The sequence below is a fragment of the Corallococcus sp. RDP092CA genome, assembly GCF_041903675.1.
Taxonomy (GTDB): domain Bacteria; phylum Myxococcota; class Myxococcia; order Myxococcales; family Myxococcaceae; genus Corallococcus.
Genome location: NZ_JAYESI010000007.1, coordinates 172,375 through 191,616, shown reverse-complemented (window position 1 = coordinate 191,616; position 19,242 = coordinate 172,375). Strand labels below are relative to the sequence as shown.

General features: G+C 70.2%; 19 protein-coding genes and 2 tRNA genes. 16 read left to right on the top strand and 5 right to left on the bottom strand.

Features of this window, described 5'->3' with window-relative positions:
- Positions 1-4: 4 nt before the first annotated feature.
- From sucD to rsmI, 12 genes are all read left to right on the top strand, one after another.
- Positions 5-901 (top strand): succinate--CoA ligase subunit alpha, encoded by an 897-nt coding sequence (gene sucD / locus U8525_RS10980; protein ID WP_374264527.1) that lies wholly within the window; start codon positions 5-7, stop codon positions 899-901.
- A gap of 51 nt (positions 902-952) precedes the next feature.
- Entirely contained in the window at positions 953-1,378 is a 426-nt protein-coding gene (gene ndk / locus U8525_RS10975; RefSeq protein ID WP_374264525.1) for a nucleoside-diphosphate kinase, read from the top strand.
- Positions 1,379-1,559: 181 nt separating this feature from the next.
- On the top strand, positions 1,560-2,375 hold the full coding sequence (locus U8525_RS10970) for a siderophore-interacting protein (RefSeq protein ID WP_374264523.1): 816 nt from the start codon (positions 1,560-1,562) through the stop codon (positions 2,373-2,375).
- Between the two features lie 88 nt (positions 2,376-2,463).
- Positions 2,464-3,594, top strand: coding sequence for a 23S rRNA (adenine(2503)-C(2))-methyltransferase RlmN (gene rlmN, locus U8525_RS10965; RefSeq protein WP_374264521.1), 1,131 nt, complete (start codon positions 2,464-2,466; stop codon positions 3,592-3,594).
- Positions 3,595-3,697: 103 nt separating this feature from the next.
- Positions 3,698-3,958 (top strand): 30S ribosomal protein S16, encoded by a 261-nt coding sequence (gene rpsP, locus U8525_RS10960; RefSeq protein ID WP_014397299.1) that lies wholly within the window; start codon positions 3,698-3,700, stop codon positions 3,956-3,958.
- A gap of 23 nt (positions 3,959-3,981) precedes the next feature.
- Positions 3,982-4,266: a KH domain-containing protein gene (locus U8525_RS10955; protein ID WP_374264518.1), complete on the top strand. Its 285-nt coding sequence runs from the start codon at positions 3,982-3,984 to the stop codon at positions 4,264-4,266.
- Positions 4,263-4,835, top strand: a complete 573-nt coding sequence (gene rimM / locus U8525_RS10950; RefSeq protein WP_374264516.1) for a ribosome maturation factor RimM — start codon at positions 4,263-4,265, stop codon at positions 4,833-4,835. Before U8525_RS10955 ends, rimM begins: the two co-directional genes overlap by 4 nt.
- Positions 4,832-5,569 carry a tRNA (guanosine(37)-N1)-methyltransferase TrmD gene (trmD, locus tag U8525_RS10945; protein ID WP_374264514.1) on the top strand — a complete coding sequence of 246 codons (738 nt, stop codon included), beginning with the start codon at positions 4,832-4,834 and terminating at the stop codon, positions 5,567-5,569. Before rimM ends, trmD begins: the two co-directional genes overlap by 4 nt.
- 119 nt (positions 5,570-5,688) lie before the next feature.
- On the top strand, positions 5,689-6,078 hold the full coding sequence (gene rplS, locus U8525_RS10940; RefSeq protein WP_374264512.1) for a 50S ribosomal protein L19: 390 nt from the start codon (positions 5,689-5,691) through the stop codon (positions 6,076-6,078).
- Positions 6,079-6,179: 101 nt separating this feature from the next.
- Positions 6,180-8,087 (top strand): chromosome segregation protein SMC, encoded by a 1,908-nt coding sequence (locus tag U8525_RS10935; protein ID WP_374264510.1) that lies wholly within the window; start codon positions 6,180-6,182, stop codon positions 8,085-8,087.
- Positions 8,088-8,125: 38 nt separating this feature from the next.
- Positions 8,126-8,491, top strand: a complete 366-nt coding sequence (locus U8525_RS10930; RefSeq protein WP_374264508.1) for a YraN family protein — start codon at positions 8,126-8,128, stop codon at positions 8,489-8,491.
- A 13-nt stretch (positions 8,492-8,504) separates the two neighbouring features.
- Positions 8,505-9,338 carry a 16S rRNA (cytidine(1402)-2'-O)-methyltransferase gene (rsmI, locus tag U8525_RS10925; protein WP_374264506.1) on the top strand — a complete coding sequence of 278 codons (834 nt, stop codon included), beginning with the start codon at positions 8,505-8,507 and terminating at the stop codon, positions 9,336-9,338.
- Positions 9,339-9,380: 42 nt separating this feature from the next.
- Here the strand turns inward: rsmI and U8525_RS10920 are convergent, their stop codons facing one another.
- The 5 genes from U8525_RS10920 to U8525_RS10900 all read right to left on the bottom strand — a co-directional run bounded on the left by U8525_RS10920 (position 9,381) and on the right by U8525_RS10900 (position 14,727).
- Positions 9,381-10,676, bottom strand: a complete 1,296-nt coding sequence (locus U8525_RS10920) for a hypothetical protein (protein ID WP_374264504.1) — start codon at positions 10,674-10,676, stop codon at positions 9,381-9,383.
- A 78-nt stretch (positions 10,677-10,754) separates the two neighbouring features.
- Positions 10,755-11,786 carry a M23 family metallopeptidase gene (locus tag U8525_RS10915; RefSeq protein WP_374264502.1) on the bottom strand — a complete coding sequence of 344 codons (1,032 nt, stop codon included), beginning with the start codon at positions 11,784-11,786 and terminating at the stop codon, positions 10,755-10,757.
- Between the two features lie 75 nt (positions 11,787-11,861).
- A complete protein-coding gene (locus U8525_RS10910) occupies positions 11,862-13,286 on the bottom strand; it encodes a sigma-54-dependent transcriptional regulator (protein WP_374264500.1) in 1,425 nt (474 codons plus the stop codon).
- Between the two features lie 25 nt (positions 13,287-13,311).
- Positions 13,312-14,184, bottom strand: coding sequence for an encapsulin nanocompartment shell protein EncA (encA, locus tag U8525_RS10905; RefSeq protein WP_374264498.1), 873 nt, complete (start codon positions 14,182-14,184; stop codon positions 13,312-13,314).
- 63 nt (positions 14,185-14,247) lie between these two features.
- Positions 14,248-14,727: a ferritin gene (locus U8525_RS10900; RefSeq protein WP_374264496.1), complete on the bottom strand. Its 480-nt coding sequence runs from the start codon at positions 14,725-14,727 to the stop codon at positions 14,248-14,250.
- A gap of 201 nt (positions 14,728-14,928) precedes the next feature.
- Between U8525_RS10900 and murJ the strand changes: the two genes are divergently transcribed.
- From murJ to U8525_RS10880, 4 genes are all read left to right on the top strand, one after another.
- Entirely contained in the window at positions 14,929-16,566 is a 1,638-nt protein-coding gene (gene murJ / locus U8525_RS10895) for a murein biosynthesis integral membrane protein MurJ (protein WP_374264494.1), read from the top strand.
- Positions 16,567-16,794: 228 nt separating this feature from the next.
- The gene (locus U8525_RS10890) at positions 16,795-18,801 is read left to right on the top strand and encodes a S1 RNA-binding domain-containing protein (protein WP_374264492.1); all 2,007 of its coding nucleotides are present in this window, start codon (positions 16,795-16,797) and stop codon (positions 18,799-18,801) included.
- A gap of 102 nt (positions 18,802-18,903) precedes the next feature.
- Positions 18,904-18,977 (top strand) — tRNA-Met (locus U8525_RS10885).
- 70 nt (positions 18,978-19,047) lie between these two features.
- Positions 19,048-19,121 (top strand) — tRNA-Met (locus U8525_RS10880).
- Positions 19,122-19,242 lie beyond the last annotated feature (121 nt).

Sequence of the window (19,242 nt, the reverse complement as noted above, 5' to 3'; positions counted from 1 at the left end):
CGCCATGAGCATCCTCGTCAACGAGAACACGAAGGTCCTCGTCCAGGGCATCACCGGCTCGGCGGGCTCGTTCCACGCCAAGCAGATGCTGGAGTACGGGACGAAGATTGTGGGCGGTGTCACGCCGGGCAAGGGCGGCACCACCTTCGAGGGCAAGGTTCCCGTGTTCAACACGGTGGCCGACGCCGTGAAGCAGGCGGGCGCGAACACGTCCGTCATCTTCGTGCCGCCGCCCTTCGCCGCCGACTCCATCATGGAGGCGGCGGACGCGGGCATCTCCCTCATCATCACCATCACCGAGGGCATCCCGGTCAACGACATGGTGCGCGCCAAGCGCTACCTGCAGGGCAAGCCGGGCGTGCGCCTCATCGGGCCGAACTGCCCGGGCGTCATCACCCCTGGCGCCAAGTGCAAGATCGGCATCATGCCGGGCCACATCCACAAGCCGGGCCGCATCGGCGTGGTGTCCCGCTCCGGCACGCTGACCTACGAGGCCGTGCACCAGCTCACCCAGCTGGGCCTGGGCCAGTCCACCGCGGTGGGCATCGGCGGTGACCCGGTCAACGGCACCAACTTCGTGGACGTGCTGAAGCTCTTCCAGGCCGACCCGGAGACGGACGCCGTCATCATGATCGGCGAGATCGGCGGCAGCGCGGAGGAGGAGGGCGCCGAGTACGTCAAGCGCGAGTTCACCAAGCCCATCGCCGGCTTCATCGCCGGTCAGTCCGCGCCCCCGGGCAAGCGCATGGGCCACGCGGGCGCCATCATCTCCGGCGGCAAGGGCACGGCCACGGAGAAGATCAAGGCGATGGAGGCCGCGGGCATCCTGATGGCCGCGAGCCCCGCCGAGCTGGGCACCACGCTGCAGGAGGCCGTCAAGCGCGGCCCCCCGAAGCGCTAAGTCGAACCGCTGAGCATTCATCCCCGCGACACACACACGAGGAGCCAAACCATGGCCATCGAGCGTACGCTTTCCATCATCAAGCCGGACGGTGTGAAGAACAACCACGTCGGCGAGATCATCTCCCGCTTCGAGAAGAAGGGCCTGAAGCCCGTCGCCATCCGCATGCAGCAGCTGTCGCAGGCGGAGGCGGAGGGCTTCTACGCCGTCCACAAGGCCCGTCCGTTCTTCAAGGACCTGGTGTCCTTCATGATCTCCGGCCCGGTGGTCCTGATGGTGCTGGAGGGTGAGAACGCCGTCCTCGCCAACCGCGACCTGATGGGCGCCACGGACCCGAAGAAGGCCGACAAGGGCACCATCCGCGCGGACTTCGCCCAGAGCATCGACGCGAACACGGTCCACGGCTCGGACAGCCTGGAGAACGCGAAGAACGAGGTCGCGTACTTCTTCCGCGAGACCGAGATCCAGAAGTCCTGAGCAGCCCCACGCCCGTCTTCGCGCGGGTGAGGTGACAGCGGCCCGGTGTCCACGCCCCACGCGGCGCGGACCCGGGCCGTCGTCTTTCTTCCGCACGCTCGCGGGGCCGGCCGTATCCGGTTGCCCTCCCCGGCGCTCCTTGCTAGCGATAATGCAAATCACAATCGTAAAGGAAGCACGCATGAGCGGCGATTCAGAGCGCGTGGCCCGTCGTGGGCCGTTCCCGGTGAAGCTGCGGTTGCTGGAGGTCCTGCGCGTGACGCGGCTGTCGCCGCACATGGTGCGGGTGACGCTGGGCGGCCCGGAGCTGGAGGGCTTCTCGTCCCCCGGCGCGGATGACCACGTGAAGTGCTTCTTCGCGGAGCCCGGCGTGAAGAAGCCGAACATGCCGGTGGTGGGGCCCAACGGCCTGTCCATGCCGGAGGGGCTCGCGAAGCCCGCGTCGCGCGACTACACGCCGCGCCGCTTCGACCCGAAGGCGAACGAGCTGGACATCGACTTCGTGCTGCACGGCGAGGGCCCCGCGTCGCTCTGGGCCGCGCAGGCGAAGCCCGGCGACTTCATGGGCATTGGCGGTCCGCGCAGCACGCACGACGTGGCGGACGACTTCGACTGGTACCTGCTCGCGGGGGACCAGAGCGCGCTGCCGGCCATCGCGCGGCGCCTGGAGGAGCTGCCGGCGGGCCGGCGCGCCTTCGCCTTCATCGAGGTCTCGGACGCGGCGGAGGAGCAGCCCATCATCAGCAAGGCGGACGTGGAGGTCACCTGGCTGCACCGGGGCACGGCGGAGGCCGGCACGACGAAGCACCTGGAGGACGCGCTCCGGGCCTGGACCCAGCCCGCCGGGGACGGGTTCGTGTTCGTGGCCGGCGAGGCCACGTCGCTCAAGCCCATCCGGGAGCACCTGGTGAACGAGCGCGGGCTGAACAAGAACTGGATGCGGGTGACGGGCTACTGGAAGCGCGGCGTCGCCGAGCACCACGATTCGAAGGGGTAGGCGGGGAGGGGGGCGGGCACTCCTTTGACTTGCCGTGCCTTCTTGTGGGAAGCACGCCCCGTTGCCCGTCGTTAGCCCCGACTGAACGATGTCCGAGCCTATCGCCACAGCCCTCCCAGTCACCGAGCCCCTTCCGGTGCCGGCCCCCGCGAAGCTGGTCGACGTGGCCAGCCTGTCGCGTGAGAAGCTCACGCAGTTCCTGAGCGAGCAGCTGGGCGAGCGCCCGTTCCGCGCCACGCAGCTCTACCGCTGGCTGCACCAGCGCGGCGCCACGACGTTCGACGAGATGACGGACCTGTCCAAGGCCCTGCGCGAGAAGCTCAAGGCCAAGGCGGAGATCGTCCCGCTGGTGAAGGACCTGGAGCAGCGCAGCGTCGACGGCACCATCAAGTACCGCTTCAAGACGCGCGACGGGCGCTTCATCGAGTCCGTCTACATGCCGGCGGAGGACCGCAAGACGCTCTGCGTGTCCACGCAGGTGGGCTGCGCCATGGCCTGCTCGTTCTGCATGACGGGCACGCTGGGCCTCAAGCGCAACCTCACGCCCGGGGAGATCGTCGCCCAGGTGCACGCGGTGAACCGCGAGGTGCGCGCCAACGAGGGCCTGGAGACGCTCCGCCCGCTCACGAACCTGGTGTTCATGGGCATGGGCGAGCCGCTCCACAACTTCGAGAACCTCAAGACGGCGCTCTCCATCCTCCAGTCGGAGGAGGGGCCCAACTTCAGCCACCGGCACATCACCGTCTCCACCGTGGGCCTGGTGCCGATGATTGAGCGCTTCGGCCAGGAGACGGACGTCAAGCTGGCCATCTCGCTCAACGCCAGCACGGACGAGCAGCGCAGCAAGACGATGCCGGTCAACCGCAAGTGGAACATCCAGGCCCTGCTGGACGCCTGCCGCAAGTTCCCCCTGCGCCAGGGCCGCCGCATCACCTTCGAGTACGTGCTGCTCAAGGGGTTCAACGACACCGACGAGGACGCGCACCGCCTGAGGGAGCTGTTGCGCGACATTCCCGCGAAGGTGAACCTGATTCCCTACAACGAGAACCCCGGGCTGGGCTTCCAGACGACGGGCGAGCAGCGGGCCGAGGAGTTCCGCGCCATCCTTGCCGAGGCGCACGTCGCGGCGTACATCCGGAAGAACCGGGGTCGGGACATCGCCGGGGCCTGTGGCCAGCTCGCCAACCGCGACGAGATGGCCGCGGAAGCACCGACATGACATAAGCACCCGAGCTTCCTTGACAATCCAGTCGGCAGGGCGCTAAGAGCGCCCCCCTCCGCACTGTTACCGTAGAAGTCACACGATTTCGCTGGAGCGTTCCATGGCCGTTGTCCTCCGTCTTGCCCGCGCGGGCGCCAAGAAGATGCCGTACTACCACGTGGTTGCCACCGACTCGCGCAGCCCGCGCGATGGCAAGTTCCTGGAGCAGGTCGGTTCCTACGACCCCAACCACAGCCCCGCGAAGGTGCAGTTCAACGAGGAGCGGCTGAACTACTGGCTGAAGAGCGGCGCGCTGCCCTCCGAGACGGTCGCGGACCTGATCAAGACGGCGAAGAAGCAGGCCCCGGCGACCACCGCCTGAGCACGCCCCCGTCTGGACAAGACGTGGAGCCGCTGCTCACGTATCTGGCGAAGGCCCTGGTTGATCAACCCGACCAGGTCTCCCTGCGCATCTCCGAGGCGGATGGCGGCCGGCTCTATGAGCTGAAGGTCGCCCCCGAGGACGTCGGCAAGGTCATCGGACGTGATGGGCGCACCGTGAACGCCCTCCGGACGCTGCTCAACGCCGCCGCCCAGAAGCAGGGCCAGAAGGTCCGCCTGGAGATCCTCGATGATCGGCGCGCCCCGGGTTCTCCCCCGGCGCCGCCCGCTCCGGACGCCTCGCGGTGAGCGCGCAGGCCTGTCTGGAGCTGGGCTACGTGGCCCGTGCCCACGGGCTGCGTGGCGAGGTGGCGATCAAGAGCTTCGACCCCGCCTCGGAGACGCTCGGCCTCGTCGAGCGCGTCCGTCTGCGCCTGCGCTCCGGTGAGGAGCGCGAGTTCGCCCTGGAGTCCTTCCGTCCCGCCAACAAGGAGGACCTCGTGGCCTTCGAGGGTGTGGAGTCCCGCACGGCCGCGGAGGCGCTGGTGGGCGCGAAGGTGTTCGTCTACCGCGAGGACCTGGAGCCGCCCGAGGAGGGCGAGTTCTTCCAGGGCGACCTCGTGGGGCTCCACGCCGTGGACGAGAAGGGCGCCCCCCTGGGCACGGTGGAGGAGATCTGGTCCACCGGGGAGGTGCCCAACCTGGTGATCCGCGCGAAGGGCCGGCCGGAGCTGGTGGTGCCCTTCGCGGATGACTTCGTGCCGTCGGTGGACCTGCCCGCGGGGCGCATCGTCATCCGGCCCCCGGAGTACCTGGAGGCGGAGGGACCCGAGGCGTCGCCAGGGGGCTCACCAGAGGGCTCGGGAGACGGCGGGTGAGCTACCGCGTGGAGCTGCTCACGCTGTTCCCCGGGATGGTGTCCGGCTACCTGGGCGCGAGCATCCTCGGGAAGGCCCAGGAGAAGGGGCTGCTCTCCGTCACGCTCACGGACGTGCGCGACTACGCCGAGGGCAGGCACCGCGTCACCGACGACGCGCCCTACGGCGGCGGCGCCGGCATGGTGATGAAGCCCGAGCCGCTGGTGGCCGCCATTGAAGCCGCTCGGGCCCGCCTGCCCGGGGCGAAGGCGCTCCTGATGAGCCCCCGGGGGCCGACCTTCACCCAGGCCACCGCGCGCGAGCTGGCGCGGCACGAGGCCGGGCTGATCCTCGTCTGCGGCCGGTACGAGGGCGTGGACGAGCGGGTGATGCCCTTCCTGGACGGGGAGCTGTCCCTGGGCGACTTCGTCCTCACGGGCGGCGAGGTGGCCGCCATGGCCGTGGTGGACGCGGTGGCGCGGCTGGTGCCGGGCGTCCTGGGCAACGAGGCGTCCTCCGTGTCGGAGAGCTTCGAGGACGGCGTCCTGGAGCACCCGCACTACACCCGGCCGCCCGTCTTCCGGGGGGCCGAGGTGCCGGCCGTGCTCCAGTCCGGCGACCACGCCCGCATCGCCCGCTGGCGCCGGTGGAAGGCCCTCAAGCTCACGCAGGAGCGGCGGCCGGACCTGTTCGCGCGGCTGGAGTTCAGCAAGGCGGATCAGAAACTGCTCGCCAGGGACGAAGAAGCGTTGTAACCCTGCGTGTTCTCGCGGAACACTTCGTTGCAGGCTTGTTCGTCCCGGCTGACTCTGCTAGGACGGCCCGCTCTTTTCCACGCGTCCTACGCGTCAAGTTCCGCTTTCTGGAGTCCGTCATGCGCCGCAGCCTCATCGAGCACGTCGAAAACAAGTTCCTGCGCAAGGACATCACCGCGTTCCGCACGGGTGATTCCGTTCGCGTCCACTGGAAGGTCAAGGAAGGCGAGAAGGAGCGCGTGCAGGCCTTCGAGGGCGTGGTCATCCGCAAGACCAAGGGCACCAACCGCGCCACCTTCACGGTGCGCAAGATGTCCTTCGGCGTCGGCGTGGAGCGCATCTTCCCCATCCACAGCCCTCGCTACGAGAAGATCGAGGTCCTCACCCGCGGTGACGTGAACCGCAAGCGCCTGTTCTACCTCCGCGAGCTGAAGGGCAAGGCCTCGCGCGTGGACGTGCAGGTGGACACGGAGAAGGCCGCCGCCAAGGCCGCCGCCGCGCGGGGCTAGTAGGTCTTCAGAAACCCTCTCGCGGCCCGCGCGGTCGCGTGCGAGAAGGAGCGTCCTTCACTGGACGCTCCTTTTTTCGTTCGGGCTAGACTGCGCGCGCCATGCACTTTGTCGAGGTCGCCATCCAGAACGTCCGTGGGTTCTCTCCCACCGGGCGCTTCCCGCTGAAGACCGGGTACGTCATCCTCAAGCCGCCCACGGCGGACGTGCTGCCCCTGGCGAACCTGGTGCTGTCGCTGCTGTTCGCGGATGGCCGGGGAGGGGACGCGAGCCTGGTGGGCTCGGCGGGGCGCTCGGGCAAGGCCGCGCTGACGTTCGTGGGCCAGGACGGGATGACCTACCGTGTGCTGCGCGAGCTGGGCGGTTCCGGGTCGCTGCATCGGCTCAACCCCGCCACCAGCCAGCCGGAGCTGGTGTCCACGGACGTGTCGGAGATCAACCAGTACCTGCGCGGACAGACGGGCCTGCCTCCGCGCACCACCTTCGAGCAGGTGTACTGCCTCCAACTGGTGATGCTGCCGTCGCGCCGGCCCCGCAAGAGCGTGGCCAAGGCCGCCGCCGCGGGTGGGAAGGCCTCTGGGGCCACGCCGTCGCTGGCGGCCGCCACCCAGGTGCTGCCGGCGGAGGACATCCCGGCCGCCGAGGCGAAGGTGAAGGCGCTGGAGAAGGAGCTCGTCACCGCGCGGGAGGTGGATCAGCTCCAGTTCAAGGTGGACGAGCTGGCGTCGCTCGTCTTCGAGGCGGACTCGAAGCTCAAGGGCGGCGAGGGGCTCAAGTCCGCCATCGCGGATGCGGAGGCCGCGTGGCGCGCGGCGCCCTCGCCGGAGTCGCTGGGCCTGCCGATTGACATCCTCTCGCGCGTGAAGCGCTACCCGAAGGCGGTGGCGCGGCGGGACGAGGCGCTGGCGCGGCTGGAGACGGACCGCGATCCGGAGCTGGAGGACGCGTCGCTGAGGGTGCCGCCGCTCACGCAGAACCGCTTCTTCTGGGGCGGCCTGGGCGCGGGCGTCCTCTTCATGGGCCTGAGCGTGGGCCTGGGCATCGTCGCCGCCCAGCCGATGTGGCGCTACCTGGCGTTGATCAACATCCCCGCCTTCGGCACGGCCGCGCTGATGGCGCTGCGCTACGTGGACGACCTGCAGAAGGCCACGAAGCGGGGCTCCAAGGACAACCGCAAGGACGCGCGGCAGAAGAAGATCCTCGAAGAGTTCGAGCTCGAGGACGCGCCGGTGCGCATGGCCGTCAAGGCGCTGAACCTGGAGAGCTACACGGAGATCCCCGCCGCGCTGGAGCAGAAGGACCTGCTCGGCATCCGGCTGGGGGAGCTGCAGACGCAGCTGGAGGAGTTCGAGGCCTCCGCCGACTACCAGGCCGCCCTGCGCGACGGGCAGGAGCTGCGCGCGCAGCAGGAGGCGCTCAACGCGGAGCTGTCCGCGAAGGGCACCTACGTGCGCGACCTGCGCGAGGTGGAGCGCGAGCTGTCCCGGCTGAAGGAGTCCATCGCGCTCGCGAAGGCGCCGCCGGTGCAGGTGGCCGCGGCCCCCGGCCAGGCGCCGGCGCCAGTGGACCCGCTGGAGGACCCGTCCCCCCTGGTGCTGTCGCAGGCCGCGGACGTGCTCACGTCCGACATGCTGAGCGTGCAGGCGCTCCTGAAGGACCGCTGCGTGCAGTACCTCACCGCGCTCACGGACCGGCGCTACCAGGGCGTGGAGTGGGACCGCGAGGGCAACGCGTTCCTGCTCGCGCAGAACCAGCGCATCCCCGTGGGCGAGCTGCCCCCGAAGGACATCGACCTCTACTACCTGGCGCTGCGCATGACGGTGGTGGAGAAGACGTGCGCCCGCGTGAAGCGCCCCTTCCTCCTGGACGACGTGCTGACGGGCGTGGACGAGGCGAAGCTGCCCCTCGTGGCCCGCATGCTCAAGCACCTGGGCACGCTCACGCAGGTGCTGCACGTCACCGCCCACCCCGGCTTCGGCCAGATGTCGGACGGCACCGTTAACGTCTAGCCGTCGCCAGCGGGTGCGTGGGGCGACGGGGGACGGGAATGGGAACGCGGCGGGACGTGGGGGACGCGGCGGAGGCGGAGGGCGTGCGCCTGCTGGAGTCGCAGGGCTTCCGGGTGGTGGCGCGCAACTGGACGTGTCGCTACGGCGAGCTGGACATCGTGGCGGAGCAGGGGGCGCTCCTGTGCTTCGTGGAGGTGCGCATGCGCTCCTCCGCGGCCTGGGGAGACCCGTCGCACACCGTGTCCTTCTCCAAGCAGCGCCGGGTGGTGAAGGCCGCGCTGCACTATCTCTTCCAGAACGGCATCGACGGGCGCATGGTGCGCTTCGACGTCATCTCCGTCGTGGGCCAGGGCGAGCGCGCCCGGGTGGAGCACCTGCCCGCCGCCTTCGACGCTGGCATGTAAAGGAATCCGTCCCTTGGCTGGAACGCTCTACCTCGTGGCCACGCCCATCGGGAACCTGGGGGACGTCACCGCCCGGGCCCTGGAGACGCTGCGCACCGCGGGCTTCCTCGCGTGCGAGGACACCCGGCACTCGCGCATCCTGTTGGAGCACTTCGGCATCGCCGGGAAGGACCTGGTGAGCCTGCCCGCCTTCGCGGAGGGGCAGCGCGCCGGGCGCATCCTGGACCGCATCGAGGCGGGGGAGGACTGCGCGCTCGTCACCGACGCGGGCAGCCCAGGCATCAGCGACCCGGGGGAGAAGCTGGTGGCGGAGGCGCTGGAGCGCGGCCTGAAGGTGGAGCCGGTGCCCGGGCCCACGGCGCTGGTGGCCGCGCTGAGCGCGTCGGGGCTGCCCACCGGGCGCTTCCACTTCCTGGGCTTCCTGCCTCGCAAGGGGCCGGAGCGCCGGGCCATGCTGGACGAGGTGGCCCCGCTGTCCGCCACCTGCGTCCTCTACGAGTCCCCGCGCCGCCTGGCGGAGACGCTGGTGGACCTCCAGGAGGCGTGGGGCGACCGCCGCGCGTGCGTGGCGCGCGAGCTGACCAAGCTGCACGAGGAGTTCGTCCGGGGGCCGCTGTCCACGCTCGCGGCGCGCTACGCGGCCGAGGAGCCCCGGGGGGAGGTGGTGGTGCTGGTGGAGGGCCGCACCGGCGAGCAGCGCTGGAGCGAGGACGAGCTGCGCCGGGCGCTGGAGTCGGGCCTGGCGCGCGGCGAGAAGCTCAAGCCGCTGAGCACGGAGCTGGCCCGGCGCGCGGGGTGGCCCGGCCAGGAGGTGTACCGGCTGGGCCTGGGGCTGAAGCAGCGGTAGGGGGAGGCCCGCCGCTGCTTCGTCTTCCTCCGGGGCGGGCCTTCAGAAGCTGAAGGTCGCGCCCAGGTCGAAGCGGAAGGTGGTGCTCTGGATGGCCCGGAAGCGGCGGGACACCGCGTCGTAGCGCCAGTCGAACGTGGGATTCAGCTCGCCCGAGCCCGGGGCCGTGTCCACGGTGCCGTCGCCGTTCAGGTCCTGGCCGATGGCCTCGGTCGTGAGCAGGTGGTCCGTGTTGTAGAGGAAGTTGCCGGAGGCGCGGATGGTGAAGGCCTCCGCGGCGCGGGCGGTGACGCCCACCTGGCCACCCACCTGGAAGTAGTCCTCGGAGGTGAGCAGCTTGCGCAGCGCGGAGCTCAGCTCGTTGTAGTACCGGCCGCGGCCCACGTAGTTGCCCAGCAGGCGCAGGTCCAGGGTGAGCTTCTGGGACTTCGTCGCGTTCTGGAAGGGCACCAGCTCCATGCCGAAGGTGAGCGCCGTCTGCGACGGGGCCTTGATGCCCGTCTCCTGGCGGGTCCAGATGTCCCGGTAGCAGTTGCCCGGCGCGCCCAGGTTGGGCGGGGTGGCGCCGGACTGGTCGCAGTTCGAGTACGCGCCGGGGCCTCGCACCGGGATGGTGTGGGACGCCTTGAAGTACGGCTCCGCCACGCCCATGCGCCGCGAGAAGGACGTGTAGAGCTGGTACTTGTGGACGCGGTCGCCCACGTTGCCGCGGTCGCCGTCCGGGTCCGTGTTGTCCAGGCTCGGGTCGCGCTGCTTGCCCGTGGGGGCCTCGTAGTCGATGCCGACGATCCACGTGGGCTTGGTGTCGTCCTTCTCCTGGTTGAAGAAGGCGTACGCCAGCCCGAAGTGCACGTTGCCCAGGCCGCCGCGGTAGCTCTCCTGGGGCATCTGGAACAGCCGGCCCACGCAGCCCTCGGCGGAGTAGGGCGAGCCGTCCGCGTTGTAGCAGCTGTTGGTGATGGTGGAGTTGCCCTGGCCCGTGCCCGAGACGAAGTTCCAGGTCTCGTTCTGCTGGAAGACGATGGGCAGCTTGAAGTTGAACTCCAGGTCCTTCCACAGGCCGAAGGCCACGGCCAGGTTCAGCCGCGCGTCCACGCCCTTGTACCAGAGCTCGTTGACCTCCCGGACCGAGTCCGGCGCCTCCGCCGGTGTCGCGGACGGGAGCTGCTCGCGGACGATCTTCGCGCGCGTCTGCGAGCGCTCGAAGCTCACGTCGAAGAAGAGGTCGAACGGATCATCCTCCTCGAAGGAAGAGGCGATCCGGGTGATCTCCGCCGCGCTGGCGGCGAACGGCACGCCCAGCGTCAGCGCGGCGATGACGGCGCGAAACCTGTGCATCCACTACCTCCGACGACCACGGCCCAGGCCTGCCAGCTAGCCGTGCCGTCGGAGGAGTGTCAAGAAATGGGTGGGGCTTTACTTCCCCGCGACGGACGTTCCCAGCAGGCCGTCCAGCCGCTGGACCTCGGCGTCGAAGGCGCCCTTGTGGGCGGAGGCCAGGGACGCGCGGAAGGTCTTGTGCTGGTCGAAGGGGTCCAGGACCCGGCCGTCGCTCGTCATGAGCTGGTAGTGCAGGTGGGGGGCGAAGGAGTGGCCCGTGTTGCCGCTCTGGGCCAGCACCTGGCCCGCGGACACGCGCATCCCGGGCTGGAGCGTTCGGGGCAGCTCGGACAGGTGCAGGAAGAGGGCGCTGCGGCCCTTGCCCCCGGACTCCACCAGCTCGAAGCAGTTGCCGTTGCTGCCGAAGTTCCAGTTCTTGCGCTTGATGACGCCCGCGAAGGGCGCCCGGACGCTGGTGCCCACCGGCGCGCGGAAGTCCACGCCCTTGTGGCCGCGGCCGTCGCGCAGGAGCGAGGTGATCTGCTCGTAGCTGTCGATGGGGGACTTCTCCATCCGCAGCTCCAACTCGTCGCCGTTGGGCAGGTAGTAGTGGGCGTTCTGCTCACCCGCGGGCGTGAAGCGGTAGGCGCGGTGCGTCTGGCCCGTCTTGCCACTCACGAAGCGCACCGCGTACACCAGCGGCTCCTCATTGGGGCGGCGCTGGTAGAGCACGTCCAGCGTGTCTCCCCGGAGGATTTCACCAGGTACGCGCACCCACCACACCAGCGTGCGTGTCACCACCTGGGCCAGGGCGGGGCCCACGGTGGCGTCGGAGGCCTGGACGAGCGCCGTCTCCAGGGGGCCCTCGATGCGGATGGAGGCGCGCTCCAGGCCCGCGGCCTTCACGGGGTCGGTGGGGGCGGGCGGGGCCACGGGGGCCTCGGCGACGGTGCCGGCGTCCAGCGGGGACGCGGGCTGCGAGGCGACGTCCATGGGGACATCCGCCATGCGCTGTTTCCACCACCACACGCCACCCGCGGCCGCGCCGAGGATGACGGAGACGGCAACCACCGGTCCGAAGGGATTGCGCTTCGGTGGTCCACCGAGGGTGGGAAGATTCGGCCGCATTCAGGCTCCCTGAGGGTAAGAAGGTACGCGGGGGCCGAAACCGCCGGCGAAACGGCGATATTTCGGCGCCCCAGGCTACTCGTCCGGGCCGTCTTCCTGACCGTCCGGGGTGGTGTCGCGCAGGCCGAACTCCTTCATCTTCGTCTGGAGTGACTTGCGGCTGATCTGCAGGAGGCGCGCGGCGCGCGTGACGTTGCCGCCCGTCTCCTCCAGCTTCTTGACGATGAGGTCCCGCTCCAGCTCCGCGGCCTTCATGCGCACGATGTCCTTGAGGCCCACCTCGCCCGCGGGGACGTCCAGCGTGCCCAGCGAGGCGGCGACCGGTGCCACCGCCTGCACGCTCGCTCCTCCGCGCACCGGGTCCGGCAGGTCCCTGGCGGTGATGAGGGGGCCGTCCGCGAAGAGCAGCACGCGCTCGATGAGGTTCTCCAGCTCGCGGATGTTGCCCGGCCACGCGTACGCCTGGAGCAGCGCGAGCGCGTCGTCGGCGATGCCTTCGATCTTCTTGTGGAGGCGCCGGTTGTACTTGTCCACGAAGTGCCGGGCGAGCATCGGGATGTCGCCGCGGCGCTCGCGCAGCGCGGGCAGCACGATGGGCACCACCGCCAGCCGGTAGTACAGGTCCTTGCGGAAGCGGCCCGCTTCAATCTCCGCCTGGAGGTCGCGGTTGGTGGCGGCCACCAGGCGCACGTTCACGCGCGTCGTCTTGATGCCGCCCACGCGCTCGAACTCACCCTCCTGGAGCGCGCGCAGCAGCTTCACCTGCATCTCGACGGGGATCTCGCCAATCTCGTCCAGGAAGAGGGTGCCCTCGTCGGCCAGCTCGAAGCGGCCCGGCTTGGAGGTGACGGCGCCGGTGAAGGCGCCCTTCTCGTAGCCGAAGAACTCGCTCTCCAGGAGCGTGGCGGGGATGGCGGCGCAGTTGATCTTGATGAACGGCTTGTCGCGGCGGCTGGACTCGCCATGGAGCGCGGTGGCGATGAGCTCCTTGCCCGTGCCGCTCTCGCCCGTGATCAGCACGGTCGAGGGCGTGTCCGCCACCTTGTCGATGATCTTGTAGACGTCCTGGATCTGCGGTGACTCGCCGATGATGGCGGAGCGGGCCTTGTGGTCCGCGCGCACGGAGCGCTTGGCGCTCTCGTTCGTCTTGGCGGCCTTGGCCACGACGGAGGACAGCTCCGCCTGGTCGAAGGGCTTGGTGATGTAGTCGAACGCGCCCGCCTTGATGGCCTCCACCGCGGAGTCCACGGTGCCGTGCGCGGTGATGATGATCACCGGCACGTCCGGGTTGGCGGCGCGCACGGCGGACAGCACGTCCATGCCGCCCAGCTTGGGCATCACCAGGTCGGTCACGACGATGTCCGCGCCGTTCTTGTGGAACTCGGCCAGGCCCTGCTCGCCGTTCTCCGCCACGGTGACGTCGAACCCGTCGCGGCGCAGCAGGGCGGCCAGCACCTTGCGCAGGTTCGTCTCGTCGTCGATGACCAGGACCTTGGCCATAAGCCTCCGCGCGAAAGGAAGAGGACTAGCGGCGCGCCGGGGGCGTGGCCGGGACGGCGCCTTCGAGCGTACAGATGGCGTCCGGGTGCTTGATGCGCAGCAGCAGCGACTCCAGCACGCGGAACGGGTGGTTCATCTTGCTGGCGCCCAGGTAGGCCGCGACCATGTCCATGGCCACCGCCAGGTCCATGTTCTCCCGGCCGGTGGACACCACCACGCCCGACTCGCCGCGCAGGCGGTTGGACTGGTAGACGCCGTCGGACGCGAGCTGGCGGATGGTCTCGATCTCCAGCACGCCCGTCTTCTCGTAGATGCGGTGCACCTGCGCGTACAGCCGGGGCGACAGCACCACGGCGTAGGGCCCGAAGTGGCCGGCCTCGTTGAGCTTGCGCGTGGCCTCCACGATGGTCTGGAAGCCGCCGCCCGGCGCCGTCCAGTCCCCCAGCGTGGCGGTGAGGCGGCCGTTGGCCGTCATCAGGCCCTCGTAGCCCAGGCGCTGGTCGCCGTAGAAGATGAGCTCGTCCTCCTGCTGCGCGCACAGCGCGGCGGCGCCGGCGGCGGCGGACACGTCCAGCGGCATGTTGTGCGTGCGCGCCGCCTCGATGTCCCGCCAGTGCAGGAGGAAGTCCTTGTAGATGATGGGGATGGTCTTGAACTTGCGGACGTCGGTGAAGACCATGGCGGTCTCCTGCTCACCGACGATGTCCACCGCGCCCGCGGAGACGCCCTGGAACTCGTCGTAGGCCACGGTCTGCACGCCCGCGCCCAGCGGGCCGTAGATGTCCAGGATGCGGCGGCCCACCAGCGAGCGGCGCGCCACCTGGATCACGGTCTCGTTGAGCCGGGCCCACTCCTCTTCACGCAGCGGGTTCTCGGCATGTCCAAGGAAGTCAGGCATCTGTGTCTCCGTCACGAGCGGCGGCAGAGGAGGGGAGGAGGGAAGGCAGGAAACGAAAGGGTTCTAGCGACCGCCACCGGCACCGCCACCGCTTCCACCGCCGCGGCGCAGGCTGCCGATGGTGAGGGGATGGCCGTTGGCCGTCGGCGGCGGTGCGGGGACGCCGTAGATGAGGCGCTGGGGCGGCAGCGACGTCAGGGGCTCGTTCGCCAGGCGGCCGACCGCGGGCGGTGCCGGCGGTGGCGCGGGCGGGGCTTCCACGGGCTCCGCGGGGGCGCCCCCCACGGCGGTCTGGAAGTGGCCGGGGACGAAGGGCTTGGCGAAGTGCGCGTCCTGACCCTGGTCGAGCATCCGGAGCATGTGGGTGGCCTCGGACACGTGCTCCTTCTCCTCCGCCGCCAGGTGGAGGAAGAAGGCCTTCACCTCCGGGTCGGAGGAGTCCTCGGCGAACGCCTCGTACTCGTTGATGGTCTCGAGCTCGCGTGCCAGCACGGCGCGGATGCGCGCGACGTCGGAGCGCTCGGTGTCGGACTTTCCGGCCATTGGAGGCGGAACCTCGCAACCCGTGAGGTGAGCGTCAAGAGAAACAGCGGTTGAAGGGTTTCCTGCTGCATGCCGAAGAACGCCGGACGTAGAGTCCGCCCCTTCGTGACCGCCCCCGCCCCCGCTTCGCCGTCCCCGCCCGCCTCCCCGGCCGTCCCCCCACCGTCCGCCGCTGAACGCGGCGCGGGAGGCCGGGGCGCCATGCTGGTGGCCATCGGCATCCTGGCGTCGCGGCTGATGGGCTTGGTGCGCGAGCGCGTGTTCGCGCACTACCTGGGCAACGCGGAGGCGGCCGCCGTCTTCAAGGCCGCGCTGCGCATCCCCAACTTCCTCCAGAACCTCTTCGGGGAGGGCGTGCTGTCGGGCTCCTTCATCCCCGTCTATGCCCAGCTGCTGGGCAAGAAGGACGCGGACGAGGCGGACCGGGTCGCCGGCGCGGTGTTCGGGCTGCTGGCCCTGGCCACGGGCGTGATGGTGGCGCTGGGCATGCTGGCCACGCCGCTGTTCGTGGACCTCATCGCGCCGGGCTTCGAGGGCGGCGAGCGAGACCTGGCCGTGCGCCTGGTGCGCATCCTCTTCCCCGGCACGGGCTTCCTCGTCTTGAGCGCGTGGTGCCTGGGCATCCTCAACAGCCACCGGCGCTTCCTCCTGTCCTACCTGGCGCCCGTGGTGTGGAACGTCGTCATCATCGCCACGCTGCTGGGCGTGGGCAGCGCGCACGGGGCGTCCGGGGGCCGCGCCGCCGAGGAGGCCGTGACGGAGTGGCTGGCCTACGGCGTGGTGCTGGGCAGCTTCCTCCAGTTCGCGGTGCAGGTGCCCACGGTGCTGCGGCTGCTGGGGCGCTTCCGCCCGGTGCTGTCGCTGGCCAGCGCCTCCGTGCGCCAGGTGCTGAAGAACTTCGGGCCGGTGGTGCTGGGGCGCGGCGTGGTGCAGTTCAGCGCGTGGGTGGACACCGCCTTCGCGTCGCTCATCTCCAACCGGGCGCTGTCCTCGCTCCTCTACGCGCAGACCATCTACCTCATCCCGGTGAGCCTCTTCGGCATGGCCGTGTCCGCCGCGGAGCTGCCGGAGATGGCGCGCGCGACGGCGGAGGGCGAGGCCCAGGCGCACGCGAAGCTGCGGAGCCGCATCGACGCGGGCTCGCGCCGCATCGCCTTCTGGGTGGTGCCGTCCGCCGCCGCGCTCCTCTTCCTGGGGGACATGGTGAGCGGCGCGCTGCTGCAGACGGGCCGCTTCGGCGCCTCGGACTCACGCTACCTCTGGTACCTGCTGATGGGCGCGGCGGTGGGCCTGGTGGCGTCGACGGTCGGCCGGCTCTACGCCTCCGCCTTCTACGCGCTGAAGGACCCCAGGACGCCGCTGCGCTACGCCGTCGTGCGCGTGGCCCTGGGCACCGTGAAGGCCTGGTTCCTGGCGCTCTGGCTGCCGGAGCGGCTGGGCCTCCCCCGGGAGCTGGGGGCTGCCTTCCTCACCTTGTCCAGCGGCATCGTGGCCTGGGTGGAGACCACGCTCCTGCGCCGCAAGCTGCGTTCAATGGTGGGGCCCGTGGGGCTGCCCTCGGGCCTGCTGCCCCGGCTGTATGGCGCGGCGGTGGTGGGCGGGCTCGTGGCGCTGGCCGTCAAGCAGGGGTTGACCGGCCTCCTGGGGCCCATGCCCGGAGTGGGGGTGGAGTGGGGCGGGGCGCTGCTCGTGCCGCCCCGGCTGCACCCGGTGCTGGGCCTGGCGGCGACGGCGGTGCCCTTCGGGGTCGTTTACTTCGCCGTGTCCGCCGCGCTGGGCATCCCGGAGGCGGGCGACGTCTTCCGCAAGGTGGGCCGGCGGCTGGGGCTCGCCCGGTAGACGCGGCGCGGCGCACGGCGGCATGGCTGCCCTCCAGGCGGTGCCTGGGAGCTCAAACGGAATGGAGGACAGGCCCCTTTCCGTTGCGATAGGAGGCCGATTGTGCGGGGGAAGGCCGCATGCGGCTTCCTCCGGGCGTGGCGCGCGTGTAGAGTGCGCCGCCTTTTTCACGAGGCCCTGACTTCAAGGAAGTCCCGGGTCGGAATCGTCAAACGGAAGGTCTCGGCAGTGAGCGACGAGAAGAGCGGCGGAAATTCGGGCGGTCCTGGCGGTTTCGGTCCCAAGAAGCCGAAGGCCACGTTTGGCGACGTGATGCTGGGCATCCCCTCGGGGGGCCAGGGCAACGAGCGCGGTGGTGGCCGTGGCGGCCGTGATGAGAAGAGCGGGTCGGGCCGCGGTGATCGCGGGCCTCGCGACGCGCAGTCACAGCCCCGTCCCCAGGGCGACGCGCCCCGCGGTGGCGGCGAGCGCGGCGGTGGCCGTGGCGGCGAGCGCCGGGGTGGCGGTGGCGGCGAGCGCCGTCCGTCCGGTCCCATGGTGGTCGTGAAGCGGGCCTCGGGCTCCATCGAGACGCGCGCCCTGGAGGGTGAGAAGCCCGCCGAGGCGACCGCGACGGCCGAGCAGACCGGCGCCGACGCGCAGGCCTCCGCGGCGCCCGCGCCGGCCCCGACGCCGCGCCCGGTGACGCCGGCCCCCGCGCCGTCCAGCCCGCTGTACGACGAGGTCCCGGAGACCGAGTCCTTCGCGGACATGTTCGAGGCGCAGATCAAGGACGGAGGCGCCCCCGGTCGCCGCAGCGTGCGCGTGGGCGAGAAGGTCTCCGGCACCATCTTCCAGTTGGGCGCGGACACCGCGTTCGTGTCGCTGGATGGCGCCGCCAAGTCCGAGGCGATGATCGAGCTGCGCGAGCTCAAGGACGACGAGGGCATCCTGCGCTTCGGCGTGGGTGACCGCCTGGATGCGCACGTCGTGGAGATGGGCGCCAAGGGCATCATGCTCAGCCGCGCGCTGGCCAAGGGCAACGCGTCCTTCGCGATGCTCGCGGAGGCTCGCGCCTCCGGCATGCCGGTGGAGGGCCTGGTCCTCAGCGTGAACAAGGGCGGCGTGGAGGTGGCGATCGGCGAGACGCGCGCCTTCTGCCCCATCAGCCAGCTGGACATCCGCTTCGTGGAGAAGCCGGATCAGTTCATCGGCGAGAAGCTCCAGTTCCGCGTGACGGAGGTGCGCGACCGCAACGTCGTGCTGTCGCGCCGCTCGCTGCTGGAGGACGAGCAGCGCCGGCTGGCGACGGAGACGCGCAAGAACCTGGCCGTGGGCAAGACGGTCAAGGGCAAGATCTCCGGCGTGCGTGACTTCGGCGCCTTCGTGGACCTGGGCGGCGTGGAGGGCATGATCCCCGTCTCCGAGCTCTCCTACACCCGCGTGGGTCACCCCAGCGACGTGGTGAAGCAGGGCGACGAGGTAGAGGTGGAGATCCTCCGCATGGAGGAGGGCCAGCCCAACTCCCCGGACAAGTCCAAGCAGAAGGAGCGCATCACCCTGTCGCTGCGCTCGCGCCAGGAGGATCCGTTCAAGAAGGCGCTGGAGGAGATCAAGGAGGGCGACCGGCTGCAGGGCAAGGTCGTCCGGCTCCAGCCCTTCGGCGCGTTCGTGGAGCTGCGGCCGGGCGTGGACGGCCTGGTGCACATCTCCGCGCTGAGCGACCGGCGCATCGCGCACCCGCGCGACGCGGTGAAGGAAGGCGAGACCGTCTGGGTCTCCGTCGAGAAGATCGACCCGAACGAGAAGCGCATCGGCCTGCGCCGCATCTCCGAGGAGGAGGCCCAGCGTCCTCCCGAGGAGCGTCCGGCGAAGGAGGCCCAGGCCTCGGCGGCTCCCAAGGAGCCCGCGGCGCCCCGTCCCAAGGTGGGCGCGGTCGTCGTCGGCAAGGTGGACCGGCTGGAGCCCTACGGCGTGTTCCTCGCGTTCCCGGGCGGCAAGGGCCTCATCCCGGCCAGCGAGACGGGCACGGATCGCGGCACGGACATGCGCAAGCACTTCTCCATCGGCCAGGAGCTGAAGGTGGCGATCATCGACATCGACGCCTCCGGGAAGATCCGCCTGTCCATCCCCGCGGCCATCCGCGCGGAGGAGCGCGCCGAGGTCGAGGCGTGGCAGAAGTCGCAGCAGCCGCAGGGCGGCGGCAAGAAGGGCTTCGGCACCTTCGCGGATCTGCTCAGCAAGCTGGGCAAGTAGTGACGCCACGCCAGCTCGGTGCGCCTCGCGAGAATGCGAGCGGGCGCCGAGATAGGTGTTGACGGTGACGAGGGGCTTCGGTACTTAGCCTCTCGTTCTCGCCGCGGGGTGGAGCAGCCTGGTAGCTCGTCGGGCTCATAACCCGAAGGTCGCAGGTTCAAATCCTGCCCCCGCAACTTGAAAAGCCCAGGGTCGAGATGGATGTTTCGACCCTGGGTGTTCAAATCGAGAACGGCAGCACGGTGACGCGGGGTGGAGCAGCCTGGTAGCTCGTCGGGCTCATAACCCGAAGGTCGCAGGTTCAAATCCTGCCCCCGCAACTTGAGAGAGGGCCCCGGTGGAAACGCCGGGGCCCTCTCGCTTTTCAGCAGCGTCTGGGCGCGCGCCTCGCTTCGATGGGCAGGGGCGGGGGCTGCTTGTGGCATGGTAGCTGGCGCGTCG

Bases quoted from the DNA above. Each gene is read 5' to 3' on its own strand.
- U8525_RS10930 (WP_374264508.1), top strand. From the start codon at position 8,126: ATGGGAACGCGGCGGGACGTGGGGGACGCGGCGGAGGCGGAGGGCGTG.
- rplS (WP_374264512.1), top strand. From the start codon at position 5,689: ATGCGCCGCAGCCTCATCGAGCACGTCGAAAACAAGTTCCTGCGCAAG.
- U8525_RS10970 (WP_374264523.1), top strand. From the start codon at position 1,560: ATGAGCGGCGATTCAGAGCGCGTGGCCCGTCGTGGGCCGTTCCCGGTG.
- ndk (WP_374264525.1), top strand. From the start codon at position 953: ATGGCCATCGAGCGTACGCTTTCCATCATCAAGCCGGACGGTGTGAAG.
- U8525_RS10900 (WP_374264496.1), bottom strand. From the start codon at position 14,727: ATGGCCGGAAAGTCCGACACCGAGCGCTCCGACGTCGCGCGCATCCGC.
- U8525_RS10920 (WP_374264504.1), bottom strand. From the start codon at position 10,676: ATGCACAGGTTTCGCGCCGTCATCGCCGCGCTGACGCTGGGCGTGCCG.
- sucD (WP_374264527.1), top strand. From the start codon at position 5: ATGAGCATCCTCGTCAACGAGAACACGAAGGTCCTCGTCCAGGGCATC.
- murJ (WP_374264494.1), top strand. From the start codon at position 14,929: ATGCTGGTGGCCATCGGCATCCTGGCGTCGCGGCTGATGGGCTTGGTG.
- encA (WP_374264498.1), bottom strand. From the start codon at position 14,184: ATGCCTGACTTCCTTGGACATGCCGAGAACCCGCTGCGTGAAGAGGAG.
- rlmN (WP_374264521.1), top strand. From the start codon at position 2,464: ATGTCCGAGCCTATCGCCACAGCCCTCCCAGTCACCGAGCCCCTTCCG.
- U8525_RS10910 (WP_374264500.1), bottom strand. From the start codon at position 13,286: ATGGCCAAGGTCCTGGTCATCGACGACGAGACGAACCTGCGCAAGGTG.
- U8525_RS10915 (WP_374264502.1), bottom strand. From the start codon at position 11,786: ATGCGGCCGAATCTTCCCACCCTCGGTGGACCACCGAAGCGCAATCCC.
- U8525_RS10935 (WP_374264510.1), top strand. From the start codon at position 6,180: ATGCACTTTGTCGAGGTCGCCATCCAGAACGTCCGTGGGTTCTCTCCC.
- rpsP (WP_014397299.1), top strand. From the start codon at position 3,698: ATGGCCGTTGTCCTCCGTCTTGCCCGCGCGGGCGCCAAGAAGATGCCG.